This window comes from Streptomyces sp. NPDC050161, from assembly GCF_044460025.1.
GTDB lineage: Bacteria > Actinomycetota > Actinomycetes > Streptomycetales > Streptomycetaceae > Streptomyces.
The window spans coordinates 1-12792 of the sequence record NZ_JBITJM010000013.1 but is presented as its reverse complement, the minus strand read 5'-3'; the positions used below and the strand labels follow the sequence as shown (position 1 = coordinate 12792).

Here is a 12792-nt window from a genome sequence, read left to right as displayed (position 1 = left end):
GTTCATGGCGTTGGGGCTTCGCTGGCTATGGGGAGTCCAGCAATCGGAGGGCTGCCAGCTCATGGGCCGTCCGCCGCAGGGCGTGTCTCGTCCCTGCACATCGGGATGGGTGGGGGGAGTTTTCCGACTGTGTGACGTGGCCGTGGGGTGCGGCTGATGATGGTTGCTATGACGCGACGGTTGAGGGTGCTGGCTTGGTTGGGTGTGGTGGTGGGGGCGTTACTGGCTGCGGGGTTGATCGTGCTCGTGGTGGTCGCCGATCTCGATACGGCGGGTCAAGTAGCGGGCATCGTGGGGACGATCGTCGGCCTGGTCGCGCTGGGGGTGTCGGTCTATGCGTTGCGGCAGCCGGGCCCGCAGGGTGCGGCGGGGCCCACGGTGACCGCTGGCGGGGCCCGGTCTGTCGCTGTCGGTGGTGGCGTCTCCGGGACGGTCTCCACCGGTGACCGCCGCACCTCCGTACAGGTGCCGGGACGGCGGCGGGCAGCGGGGCCTCCGCCGACCACGCCACCTCCACGTGCGGGCGGGACGGTTCATGCATCCGGGGAGCGCTCGGTCGCCGCGGGCGGGGAGATCTCCGGGGATGTTTCCACCGGGGACGGTGAACGCTGATGCCCCGCTGGTTCCGACGGCCGCAAGGGCCACCATCGCCTCAACCAGCGCAGCCGCCTGCGATCCGGCAGGATCCTGCAGCCCCGGCGGATGCCGCAGGGGGACGCTCCGTCGCAGTCGGCGGCGAGAACGGGGGAATCGTCGCGACCGGCGACCGAGCAACGCTCTTCCAGGTGCGGGCGGAGCGCGCCACCGTGCTGCCGGCGGAAGCCTCCCTGCCGGTGGCGGAGTTGGCCGCCCCGCCGGGCCTGATCAACCTCCCCCCGTCCTTGGGCCGGTTCGTCGGCCGCACCCATGCCCTGGACCAGCTCGACGAGGCACTGGAGCGGCCCGGCGGAGCGGTCGTCCAAGCGGTCCATGGTCTCGGGGGGATCGGCAAGAGCACGCTGGCCGCGCACTGGGCCGCCACCCGCGCCACCGGCCATTACCCGATCTGGTGGATCACCGCCGACAGCCCTGCCGCCCTGGACCAGGGCCTGGCCGCCCTCGCCACGGCCCTGCAGCCCGCCCTGTCCGGGGCGCTGCCGCTGGAGGCGCTGCGCGAGCGCGCGGTGGCATGGCTCGCCGCGCATGACGGCTGGCTGCTCATCCTGGACAACGTCAACGACCCCGCCGACATCCGCCCCCTGCTGGAGCGCACACGCGGCGGCCGGTTCCTCGTCACCAGCCGCCGCACCACCGGCTGGCACCACCTGGCCACCCCCATCCCCGTAGACGTCCTGGACCAGACCGACGCCGTGGACCTGCTCGCCCGCATCCTCCACCACACCCCCGCAGACCTCGACGGCGCCGACGAACTGTGCGCCGAACTGGGCCGGCTCCCACTGGCGGTGGAGCAGGCCGGCGCCTACATCGCCGAGAGCGGCATCACCCCCCGCGCCTACCTCGACCTGCTCGCCGCCCACCCGGCCACCATGTACCGCCACAGCGCCGAGGGCACCGACCCCAACCGCACCATTGCCCGCATCTGGCACGTCACCCTCGACCGCCTCACCGACACCCCACTCACCGGGACCGTCCTACGGACACTGGCCTGGTACGCCCCCGACCACATCCCCCGCCACCTCCTCGACGGCCTCGGCGAACCGCCCGAACTCGCCCAGGCCGTCGGACGCCTAGCCGCTTACGGCCTCCTCACCACCCACCCCGACACCAAGACGCTGAGCATGCACCGCCTGCTCCAGGCCGTCGCCCGCACCCCCGACCCCGACGACCCCCACCGACAGCCCCACCACATCAACGACGCCCTGGACCACGCCACCACCCAACTGCACAACGCCCTGCCCGACCACTGGAACACCCCCACCCACTGGCCGACCTGGCGCACCCTGCTCCCGCACATTGACGCCCTCACCGACCACACACATCCCGACACCGATACCGACACCACCGCCGACCTTCTCAACCTCACAGGGGCGTTCCTCATCGACCAGGGAGCTGTCTACCACGCCGTCCGTTACCTCCAGCGCGCCCTCACCGATCGGGTGCGGGTGCTGGGTGAAGAGCACCCTGGCACCTTGACCTCCCGCAACAACCTCGCTGCCGCCTACGAGTCGTTGGGGGATCTGCAGCGCGCCATTTCCCTCTATGAGCAGACCCTCGCCGATCGGGTGCGGGTGCTGGGTGAAGAGCACCCTGGCACCCTGTCCTCCCGCAACAACCTCGCCTATGCCTACCGGTCGGCGGGGGATCTGCAGCGCGCCATTTCCCTCTATGAGCAGACCCTCGCCGATCGGGTGCGGGTGCTGGGTGAAGAGCACCCTGGCACCTTGACCTCCCGCAACAACCTCGCTGCCGCCTACGAGTCGTTGGGGGATCTGCAGCGCGCCATCCCCCTCTTCGAGCAGAACCTCACCGACCAGATGCGGGTGCTGGGTGAAGACCACCCTCACACCCTGTCCTCCCGCAACAACCTCGCTGCCGCCTACGAGTCGGCGGGGGATCTGCAGCGCGCCATTTCCCTCTATGAGCAGACCCTCGCCGATCGGGTGCGGGTGCTGGGTGAAGAGCACCCTGGCACCTTGACCTCCCGCAACAACCTCGCCTATGCCTACCGGTCGGCGGGGGATCTGCAGCGCGCCATTTCCCTCTACGAGCGGACCCTCACCGGCGCTCGACGGGTGCTGGGCGAAGACCATCCAAGGACCGCCGCGATGCGAAGCAACCTGGCTGCGCTTCACCGTGCAATGACCGATCGGGAGAGCTGACAGCACGAGGAGGCGCTCGCGTCGAGCGAGCTTCGCTGACGTACATATTCCGAGGAGAGCGCAGGCGCCAGTGGCGATACCTGCTGTGTAGACCGCGCTGGATGACCGGTGCTCTCGCCCTGCAGCGGCCCGCAGGTTGCGGACGGAAGGGCTGACATGCGCGAACCACCTGGCCAACTGCCCTCCTTGCGTGAGCGATGCGTGAGCGGACGTCGCAGCACAGGGTGTTCCGCACCGGACCGCCCGTCACGCCATATCTGAACTGACCAGGGGAAAACGGACCGGTGAGGACCTGGCGGGACCGCCCATCACGCCCCCGCCAGGACTTTTAATCCATTGGTTCAGGGTTCGAGCCCCTGATGGCCCACCATCAGTAGTGCCAGCGGTTCCCCCGCTGACCTGCAACTTAGCGTCCCGTCCTGGCTTCACCGGGCGGGACGCTTCGCTCTTCCCGCCCCTGTTTTCGCCTTCATGTGAGCCCGAAGTGAGCCCGGCGGTACGCGCAGCCTGCCTTGGGACCAGCCGCGCGGCAGCTTCGGCAGCCTCCCGGGCCACCTCGGGCAGGACGCTGGTGTACGTGTCCGAAGTGATCGTGATCGAGGAGTGCCCGAGCATCTCCTGCACGACCTTCATGTCGGCTCCGGCCGCCAGGGCGAGCGTCGCCGCTCCGTGACGTAGGTCATGCAGCCGGATCGGGGGCAGCCCGGCCTCGGCGGCGAGGCGCTGGAACTGGTCGGTGACCCACGCTGGGTGGAGCCATTCGCCGTTCTCCTGGGTAAACACCCGGCCGGTGTCGGTGTACGCCTCACCCCACGCGAGCCGTTCCTTCCGCTGGCTCCTGCGGTGCGCCTTGAGCGCCTTCACCGTCTCGGCGTCCAGCGCGATCACACGCGCTCCGCTGTCCGTCTTGGGCGCGGACTCCTCGACCTTCCAGCCGTGCTGTACGAGCTGCCGGGCGACGGTCAGCAGGCCGGCGTTCAGGTCGGTGTCGGTCCAGCGCTGTCCGCACGCCTCGCCGCGCCGCAGGCCCCGGAAAGCGATCAGGTGGTACAGGGCGTAGAGGCGATGCCGGGCCGCTCGGTCGAGGAACTGCCCGGTCTGTTCCGGGGTCCACACCATGACCGGGCTCGGCTTCTCTCCCGTGCGCTTCCACTCCGCGATGCGCTCCCTGGTCCACACCAGGGCTTTGGGGCGCCTACCGCTGTCGAGTTCGACGTGGGCGGCTGGATTGAAGGTGATGAGCTGCTGCGCGATGGCGTCGTTCAGCGCGGCGCGGAGCGTGGCCCGGATTCGTTGGCGGCTGGTCGGACCGGTCAGCTTTCGGTGTGGCTTCATCTCGGCCAATTTGGCGCGTTCCTCGGCCAGTCGCGCCCGCTCTGTCGCCGGCGGCCTACTCCGCTTGCCCCACTTGCAACGCTGCTCCTGCTCCCGCCGGGTCTGGTTCTCCGCCTCGATCTCCTCGTTGGCGTCCTCGATGGCGTCGAACATCTCGACCAAGTGCCCGACGCGCAGCCGGTCAAGCGCGACGTGCCCGATCCGCGGTTTCAGATGCACCCGGATGCGCGACTCATAGCCGCTCACGGTCGTGTCCCGCCGCCGCTTGCCAGCCAGCCACTCGTCAAGCCAGGCTCCGACCGTCATGCGGACGTTGAGGGCCTGCCCGGAGCGGAAGCGGCGCTGCGTCTCCTCGTACTCCGGTATCGCTTCCTTCTTGGCTGCGACGGACTCCAACAGATCGCCGATTCGGGTACGGCCTTCGGGATCGTCGTCGCCCGGGATAGCCAGCAGCGCCCGCACCTTGTCGAGATCCGCCTGCGCCTCGGTCTTGGACGGGTAGCCGCTGCGCCGGAACGTGCGTCGCGTGCCGTCCTCGTGGGGCGGCAGTTCCTGCCGGATGTTCCACAGCCCGTGACGCTTGTTGGACAGCTTCGGGCAGGACTGTCCGTACTGCTTGCCGGTCTCTGGATTGCGGCAGGCGCAGCGTCGGAACGTTGAACCCTTCACTCGCCCTCCTTCAGGAGTTCGTCGGGGATGGTCTCGAGCTGCCTGTAGTCGTTGGCGAGTTCGGCGAAGATCGCCGCGTATGTGTGCAAGCGCGGCGGGTTGATCCCCCTCTCGAGCATTTCGTGGATCATGTGTGACGCGTCGGCGTACGTATCACTGGCGATCATCCGGTGCAGTCGGGCCGAGTCGGTAAGGCGCTTGCGGAGCACCTCGTTTCGCTCAGTGGCAGCAGCGTTCTCGTCCTTCATGGCCCGCTGCATGTGGTCGCGGATGGTCTCGGCGTACTCGTAAAACTCGTGGTAGAGGTTCACGGCCGCGTTATCGATGTTGTCCCGGTCGCCGTGGGTCACGCCGAAGGTTTCGGGGCGCCGCGGTTCGCCATACGCCCACATGTACGCCCCGTAGGTAGGCGCCATCCGTCCGGGCAGAGCTTCGCAGTGCGAGGCGTACCCCACGGGGAACGCCAGCGAGAGGGCGGGGATATCGAGGGCAGCGGCGAGAACGAGCATCTCGGCGACCGTGACCGATGTGCGGCGGCCGTTCTCGAGGTTGGAGATGACGGCGCGTGGGATCTCCATGCCGAGTTCTGTGCAGCGGTCGGAGAGCTGCTGGGCGCTGAGGCCGCGCAAGGTGCGGTAGCGCCGTACCTCCCCGGCGATTCTGTTCGCCAACTTGGCTGACCAGTCTGATTGCTCCATGGTGAGGCAATTTAAGGTATGGGCTGGCACGTGACAACCCAACTCGATACCGTGTTTGGTGATCAGCCGACCTTGATCAGGAGGTGCACGGTGTCGATGGCCCATGCCATTGAGGGGGCGGAAGCGCCCCGAGGAATGACGCACGCTGAGCTGATGGCCCTACCGGTGAGCTTCCCTCTGGACGTTGCGAACCGGGCGCTCGACCTGGGGCGCACCACCGGATTCGCTCTGGCCAAGCAGGGGGCATATCCGATCCGCGTGCTGCGCCTCGGTAGGCAGTACCGCTGCACGCGCTACGACCTGTTGCGCTACCTCGGTCTCGAGGTGGACAGCGTGGAGGCTCCCGCGGAACCGGCGGCGGCCTGAGCCGAGCCGCGCCCCGGGGACAGCGATTCCGGCGCTGCCCGGGGCCGGCTCTTCGAAGGTCTCCCGCAATCACGTACTGACCATGGATGACGGCGCCGGGTTGCAGCCCGTATGGCGCCGTCTCCTTTTGGAGGCACTCCGTTGAATCCCCAGTCAAGCATGCCCCCGCCGACCGGCACGACCAGTCGCAGCGCGGAACAGGTGGAACAGGTGCTCATGCTCGCCGCACGTGGCTGGCACGTGTTTCCGCTGCTCCCGAACGACAAGCGCCCAGCTATCAAGGAGTGGGAGCAGCGCGCCACCACAGAACGCGAGCGGATCGTGCGGGCATGGACACGCGGGCCGTACGGCGTAGGCGTCGCCTGCGGACCGTCCGGGCTCGTTGTGGTCGACCTCGACACGGCCAAGGGGGAGAAGCCGCCTGCCGAGTGGGCGGTGCCCGGCGTCGAGGATGGCGCGGACGTACTTGCCGTCCTGTACGACCGGCATGGCGACCGCTTCCCCTTCGGCACCACACCCATGGCGCGTACGCGGTCGGGTGGGTTGCACCTGTACTTCGCAGCCGCCGAGACAGCGGTGCGCAGTTCGGTCTCCAAGGTGGGATGGAAGATCGACGTACGGGCCGTTGGCGGGTACGTGGTCGCCCCGCCGACGACCGTGGAGGGGCGTCCGTACCGTTGGGAAACGCCACCTGACGTCGCACCCGCCCCCTTTCCAGGGTGGCTCCTGCCGTTGCTGCTCCCTGCTCCGGTACGTCTGCGCGTGGTCGCCCCAGTGCCGGCGCGGCCTGTCAACAGCCTCACCGGGTTGGTGAACTTCGTCCTCGAGGCACAGCAGGGGGAGCGCAACAGCCGCTTGTATTGGGCCGCCTGCCGAGCCCTCGAACTGGTGCATGCGGGCGGGGTGGACGAAGCGGGGGTGTTCGGTGCCCTGGTCGACGCGGGCGTCTACGTCGGCCTGTCACAGTCCGAGGCCGAGCACACCGTGCGCAGCGCCGACCGTGCGCCGGCCCGGCTGGCGGTGAGTGCGTGACCCCCGACAACACCCGCTCCATGGCGGTGCGGATCGTTGCCGCGAACGGAATCACGGACGAGGAGCGGCAGCCCGAGCGGCGGGTGCGCATTACGCCCCTGTCCAAGATCCGGCTGCGCGGAACGTACTGGGTGTGGGCGGACCGCATCCCTGTCGGCGGGCTCACGCTGTGGGCAGGCCGGGAAGGCATCGGCAAGTCAACCTCCGCCGCCTGGCTGGCCGCTCAGGTCACGCGCGGCACCCTGCCCGGCGTACACCAGGGGTGCCCCCGTTCGGTCTTCTATGCCGCCTCTGAGGACTCATGGGAACGTACCGTCGCGCCGCGCCTGGTCGCCGCCGGCGCCGATCTCGAACGCACGTTCCGCATCGATGTCCTCGAGGAGCAGCGCCCCGGCGTCGCCGCGCCGCTGACTCTTCCGGCCGACACGAGCACCCTGGGCAAGGAGATGCAAGCGCACGACGTCGGCCTGTTGGTCGTTGACCCGCTTGTGTCGGCGCTGAACGGGGCGATCGACACCCACCGTGACCGTGAGGTGCGCTCCGCCCTTGAGCCGCTCGGGCAGATCGCCGACCAGGCGGGCGCCGCCGTCCTCGGCCTGGTCCACTTCGGCAAGAGCAGCAGCACTGATCCGCTGTCACTCATCCTCGGCTCGAGGGCATTCGCGGCTACCGCGCGAGCGGTGATCGCGATGGCGCGCGACCCGCAGGCCGAGGACGGGACGGTGATCCTCTCGCAGGAGAAGAACAACCTCGGCCGCCTCGACCTGCCTTCACTCACGTATGTGGTGCGCGACACGGAGATCGACACCGAGGACGGCCGCACGTCGGTTGGCAGGGTCGAGTTCACCGGGGAGTCCGCGCAGAGCGTCGGTGACGTGCTTGCCGACTCCAGTACGGCACCTGAGGAACGTAGCGAGCGCGAGGAGGCGACTGCCTGGCTGCGGGACTACCTGACGCGCAACGGCGGCGAGGCGCCTGCCGGTGATCTGTTCAAGGCTGGCGCGCAGGCGGGATTCGAGCGGCACACCCTCCGCCGATGCCGGACCAAAGCCAAAGTGAAGACTCAGAAAGCCGACTTCGAGGGCGGCTGGGTCTGGCGTATCGCTGCGTAGTTGGGCCTCGAAGGTGACGCCAAGATGACGAAGGTGACAGGCACAGAGCGCTGTCACCTTCGTCATCTTCGCTGTCTCCTCGGATCGCTGCCGCCGTTCTTCGAGGGGCAAACGGTCTCGCCGCGACCGGTCGCGTCTCGCGCCGCGCGTGCGCACGAATACACCGAGGCACTGACAATCGCGGTGTCACATCGACCGGTCGATGCCTGCCCCACGCGCGCGAGGCCTCGCTTGGCATTCGACCAGCTGAGCCGTATCCATTCATACGGCTCGCCCGCGAGTTTCGGTGGGGGCCACTCAGACCGCTGCCACAGGCAGAAGTCGAGCAGCGAGGGCGGCGCAGCCGCGGCCAGGTCCTGCGCAAAGCTCCCCGCAAGCGGCCGGGCGAGGAGCATCCTGCCGGACAGCGGTTCGCTTGAGAGCAATGTGCTGCAAACGCCGACGCAGACCGGCTTGTATCGCTATCTTGATGTGAGCTGGACTGACAGGGAGGGTACGTGCCTGATCTCCTCTACGTCGCGGAGAACAAGATCTATCGCAGACTTGGCACTCTCCCGCCACCCAACAGGAACGGCGAGTTGCGCGGCTCATTGAAGGCGGGTTCGTTAGGTGAACTCTCTGGCGCTCGAGGAGCCAACAGTGAACCCATGCGGAACGGCGACGGCATGCAGTTGGCGACGCTGGAGCTCATAAAGAAAGCGGCCCGAAAGATCGAGCGAGATCACAGTCCGCTTGACTTCACTGATTACAATTTGCGATCGAATCAATGGATCCGGTTCGATCTGGACATGGCGTTGGCTGCCGTTCATGAAGATAGCGGCCGACCGCCTGAAGACGTGGCACTCTTCGTCGGCGGCGTTGCTGCGGGAACCCGAGATCAGACACGCGACATGGGTGTACTCCTATGTGGCTCAGTTCAGCACTTGCGCACTCGGGCTTACCCGGCCGGGCGTATGGGATCGGATAGCACCTGGCTGCATGACCTCATCCTGGAAGTGGAGAGGCGTGAAGATGACGGCATCAACGTCATCCCCGAGTTCCTTTCCGACATAGTCCCTACGAGCCACAGTCAAGAACGCGTTGAGGAGATAGCTCACGAGGTCTACGGCTGGCTTAACAGGGATTATCCGCGGCGCATCAGAAGTCGAATGGTCGGTCACGCCATCGTGCTCATGGATATCGACAGCTCGAACTGGACACATAGGCGATTGCTGGTGGCATCGCCGCTTTATGTCGAGGCAATGCCCCAGCTTCCCGAACCGTCGTCCTGGGCGCGGCGGCTCCTCAGACGTCATTCCCTGGGGCGCTAGCTGCAGCGTTGTCCTGTACCCCTAGGTCAAGCCGGGCTTGATCACGGACCTCCTCGATAATCCGCCACAGCTGATTGCCGCGTTCCCACACCTTGTTTTCGTTGCGATGTCGGACGTTCGCGTCTACTGGATTGTCTTTTCCAGTTGCCTCACGGACAGCGGTGAGGAAGTGGGAGTGTGGCCCCTCAAGGCTTCGCAACAGCTTTCTGACCTCGGCGCTCCAGTAGAACTGGCATGCAGCAAGCTCGGCTGGCGGATGCACGATTTCCCAGGGGCGTTCTCCAAGAATGATCTGGGCCTTGGCCTTGAGTTCAGGCTCCCTCGACACTGCGCCGACCTTTACTTCACTCAGCCGGCGATCTAGTTCGTACAGCCAAATGCCGAGGCGTTCGTAGCTCTCTTTCATCTCTGATCGTGCTCGGATGGCGGCATCGGCTCGGTGTTGGAGTTGGTGGTGACGTTCCCACATCTGCAGGCTGTTTGCGAAGTGTCGATCAATTACATCGACTTCACGCGCCGTACTGCGGTTGACCAGGGCATACCCCAGCCGCGTGCCAACGGCAAGCACAAGTAGAACCGTGATCAGGTTCACCAGCATCTCAACCGACTCAGTCGACATCGCTCTAGGGTCAAGGATGGTCTCCTCGTCGAGCAAGTGTGTACGCAAATTTGCTGACGGCCAGGGGCACTCCCGCGGGGTTCGTGCAAACACTGTGTCGAAGCGGCTGAGCCTATGCGTGCGACTCGGTCGAGTTTTGCTGCGCCGAGGCCACACCGCGCAATGCCTCGGCGAGGCTGCTCGGCCCGGTGGATGCGAGTGCCCACAGTGCACTGACTTCGTGAGCGGCCTGCCAGACGGGGGCGATGGTGGGAGTACGGAAGGGCACAACGGTGATGCGGTGTTCGGCGAACGGTTCGACCTTGAGGTAGCGCATGCCGCCCGTACCGCAGAGGTAGACGGTGCTGCCCGTCGTCGCGGCGAGGTCGGCGAGGCGCTGCGATCGGCCGTCGCGGGTGCGTCGGGCGGTGCTGTGCAGGACCTCGCCGCGCCACCCGACCGACGACAGCAAGGCGAGGGCGGATGTCTCGGCGATGTCGGCTGTTCGATCCGTCGCGCTGAAGCGGTCGAGGACGGGCTCGAGGACCCCGTGTACGGCGTCCCAGTGGCGGCTACGGCCGTAGTGCTGACGCACGAGCCCGGCAACCCTGCGTCGACATCTGTGCGGCTGCGCGAGGCGCGCATCGAGGATCAAGGTCGAGCGCCCTCGGGGAAGGTGCGTAGACAGCGAAAGCCACTGTCGGTCGCAGGGATCCCTCAAGCTCGCTAGCCGCGTTCGGTGCTGGTAGTCCCGTCGTACGAACTGCACGTCGTCGAGGACAATCCACCGGTCAGCCGCGTACAGCTTTGCCAGGGTGGAAAGCCGGGGAAACAGGTTCGGCCGATGGATGGCGCACACCGAGCCCAGCCGCGGCGGTGCTGGCTCAGGACTTGAGGAGCCGGCTGTCGAACCCGGCACGCAGGAGGCGCTCGTAGGCGGCAAGGACATCATCCGGTACCTCCTGCTCGATGGCGAACCCCAACTTGGGGTACTCGACGACTCGTTGCAGGTCACCGACCATGGTGTCGATGACGAGTCGGTCGTCGCCGATGCTCTTCACGTAATCGGCGAAGTCCAGCGGATCGGAATCACACACGACCTCGACCTCGGGCCACACCTTGCGGCATGTCGCGTAAGCCCGGCGCTCCATGTACGGCATGGCAATCAGCATCACGGACCCGACCCTGACGCCGGCCTCGCGCAGGACCTCACGTGAGAACGCGATGTTCTGCCCGGTGTTTCCGGCGTTGGGTTCGAGGAGGATCGCGTCCTCGGGTACGCCCAATTCGACCGCGTGCTCGCAGAAGTGCACGGCCTCGCCGCGAGGGTAGAGAGCTGCCGTGGTCGGGCTGTTGCCGCCGCTGAACACGAGCACGGGGAACAGCCCGGCGTGGTACTGCTTGGCCGCGAACATTGCGGCGCCGAGATCGTGGCTGCCGAGGCAGATCGCTGCCGCGCAGGGGCGTGGCTCGTGCCCCATCTGGTGGTAGTCCCAAACCACTTTGGCATCAGTCCACTGCGCCTCGGTGATCGTGCGCTGCCTGCGGTCTGGCACTGGTACTCCCTGGATCATCTTCGCTGGCCACTCACCTCGACAGAGCAGCCGACGGACCGTCGTACGATCGCCGGATGCCCTCGATGCTGCGAAGCTGGTGGCTCAGCCCGTACTGCCTCGCTACCTGCGCTGCGTCGTCGAGGACGGAATACCCATCATCCAGGGTGGCGGGGTCGGACAGAAGAATGTGCCCGTGTGCGGTGTCCAGCCGCACGCGCTGCATGGGGGAGTCGGCCGTACCGGTTGAGCGTGCGATGTCGATGTACTGGAAAGCTCGCGTGAGGTCGCCGGCCCCGCGGTACGCGAGGGCGATCTTCTGGTGTGCGACGGACCAATCCTCGGGTTCCGCGAGGTCTTCGAAGGCGTGGGTCGCGGCTCTCATCGCCTTGACTGCGTAGTCGTTCTTGCCGTTCTTGCTGAGTGCCGTACCGACCCACAGACGGGCTCGGGCGCGGTCGCGCCCGCTGAGCCGCTCGTCGGTGGCCAGCCGCTCGTATTGTCGGGCAGACGCCTCCAATTCGCCTGACATCTCATCGACAACGGCGAGTCACAGCTCGATCTGCGCGACCCGTCGCGGGATGTCGAGCTCGGCGAACAGGCCGCGTGCGGTGTTGTACGAGTGGTGTGCCGAGAGGGGGCCGCGGGTCGATCCCTGGTCGCGTTGGAGGTCACCGAGGAGGACGAGCGACCGGCCGTAGAGGTACAGGCCCCGGTCGTCGAGGGTGCGCGACTCATGACGGATGAGCCACCGATTCAACAGGTTGGCGGCGAACGAGAAGTTCTGACGGCTCAGGCACACGATGGCCCGGTCGATGTCCTCTGTCCATGTCTCATGGTCCGCTGCGCGAACTGGGCTGCACCCGGCACGGCCGCCTGTGGATCCGGAGAGCAACGCCTCGAAGCGGCCTCGCGCCAACGTGTCAGCACGCGCGAGCGCGGTGTCGAGGATGGCCTGCGTATCCGGCCGCGGAACGGTGCCCCCGCGGTACTTCTCCCACTTCGCCACCGTGCGCAGAGCGACGCCCAGGTGCTCAGCGAACGCGCGCATACTCATCCGGAGGGCAGCACGCAGGGCGCTCGCTTCGCGGCCGGTCCACTGCTGCACGCTGATCACAGGTTGCCTCCCTCTAGTTACGTATCGAAGCACGCTGCATGAGGGCTGTCGTCCGAAAGTGCAGCGGAAGTGCAACACCCGGTCATTTACAAGTCATCTCATTTGGTTCGGTAGGCTGTCGGTTGTGGTGGGGATCGTTGAGCGGTTGGTGCCGGAAGAGTTGTGGGAGTTGTTCCAGCGAGT

10 protein-coding genes and 1 pseudogene are annotated in these 12792 nt (G+C 66.9%); 5 read left to right on the top strand and 6 right to left on the bottom strand.

Annotation, left to right across the window (positions count from 1 at the left end):
- Positions 1-785: 785 nt before the first annotated feature.
- A complete protein-coding gene (locus ACIBK8_RS21455; protein ID WP_399043405.1) occupies positions 786-2819 on the top strand; it encodes a tetratricopeptide repeat protein in 2034 nt (677 codons plus the stop codon).
- 246 nt (positions 2820-3065) lie between these two features.
- On the opposite strand, the gene xerC is transcribed toward ACIBK8_RS21455, so the two are convergent.
- Both xerC and ACIBK8_RS21445 read right to left on the bottom strand, forming a co-directional pair.
- Positions 3066-4823, bottom strand: a complete 1758-nt coding sequence (gene xerC / locus ACIBK8_RS21450) for a tyrosine recombinase XerC (RefSeq protein WP_399043404.1) — start codon at positions 4821-4823, stop codon at positions 3066-3068.
- Entirely contained in the window at positions 4820-5521 is a 702-nt protein-coding gene (locus tag ACIBK8_RS21445) for a helix-turn-helix domain-containing protein (protein WP_399043403.1), read from the bottom strand. Before ACIBK8_RS21445 ends, xerC begins: the two co-directional genes overlap by 4 nt.
- A 30-nt stretch (positions 5522-5551) precedes the next feature.
- On the opposite strand from ACIBK8_RS21445, the gene ACIBK8_RS21440 reads away from it, so the two are divergent.
- The 4 genes from ACIBK8_RS21440 to ACIBK8_RS21425 all read left to right on the top strand — a co-directional run bounded on the left by ACIBK8_RS21440 (position 5552) and on the right by ACIBK8_RS21425 (position 9341).
- On the top strand, positions 5552-5887 hold the full coding sequence (locus ACIBK8_RS21440) for a hypothetical protein (RefSeq protein ID WP_399043402.1): 336 nt from the start codon (positions 5552-5554) through the stop codon (positions 5885-5887).
- A gap of 159 nt (positions 5888-6046) precedes the next feature.
- Entirely contained in the window at positions 6047-6919 is an 873-nt protein-coding gene (locus ACIBK8_RS21435) for a bifunctional DNA primase/polymerase (protein WP_399043401.1), read from the top strand.
- Complete coding sequence (locus ACIBK8_RS21430; RefSeq protein WP_399043400.1) at positions 6916-8031, top strand: AAA family ATPase; 1116 nt, start codon at positions 6916-6918, stop codon at positions 8029-8031. The genes ACIBK8_RS21435 and ACIBK8_RS21430 overlap by 4 nt, the downstream gene beginning before the upstream one ends.
- 497 nt (positions 8032-8528) lie before the next feature.
- A complete protein-coding gene (locus tag ACIBK8_RS21425; RefSeq protein WP_399043399.1) occupies positions 8529-9341 on the top strand; it encodes an SAVMC3_10250 family protein in 813 nt (270 codons plus the stop codon).
- On the opposite strand, the gene ACIBK8_RS21420 is transcribed toward ACIBK8_RS21425, so the two are convergent.
- The 4 genes and pseudogenes from ACIBK8_RS21420 to ACIBK8_RS21405 all read right to left on the bottom strand — a co-directional run bounded on the left by ACIBK8_RS21420 (position 9316) and on the right by ACIBK8_RS21405 (position 12609).
- A complete protein-coding gene (locus ACIBK8_RS21420; protein WP_399043398.1) occupies positions 9316-9960 on the bottom strand; it encodes a hypothetical protein in 645 nt (214 codons plus the stop codon). The two genes, ACIBK8_RS21425 and ACIBK8_RS21420, sit on opposite strands and share 26 nt — an antisense overlap.
- Positions 9961-10072: 112 nt before the next feature.
- Positions 10073-10888 carry a WbqC family protein gene (locus ACIBK8_RS21415; protein ID WP_399043547.1) on the bottom strand — a complete coding sequence of 272 codons (816 nt, stop codon included), beginning with the start codon at positions 10886-10888 and terminating at the stop codon, positions 10073-10075.
- Complete coding sequence (locus ACIBK8_RS21410; protein ID WP_399043397.1) at positions 10824-11513, bottom strand: YdcF family protein; 690 nt, start codon at positions 11511-11513, stop codon at positions 10824-10826. Before ACIBK8_RS21410 ends, ACIBK8_RS21415 begins: the two co-directional genes overlap by 65 nt.
- 13 nt (positions 11514-11526) lie before the next feature.
- A pseudogene (locus ACIBK8_RS21405) lies at positions 11527-12609 on the bottom strand (helix-turn-helix domain-containing protein).
- Positions 12610-12792 lie beyond the last annotated feature (183 nt).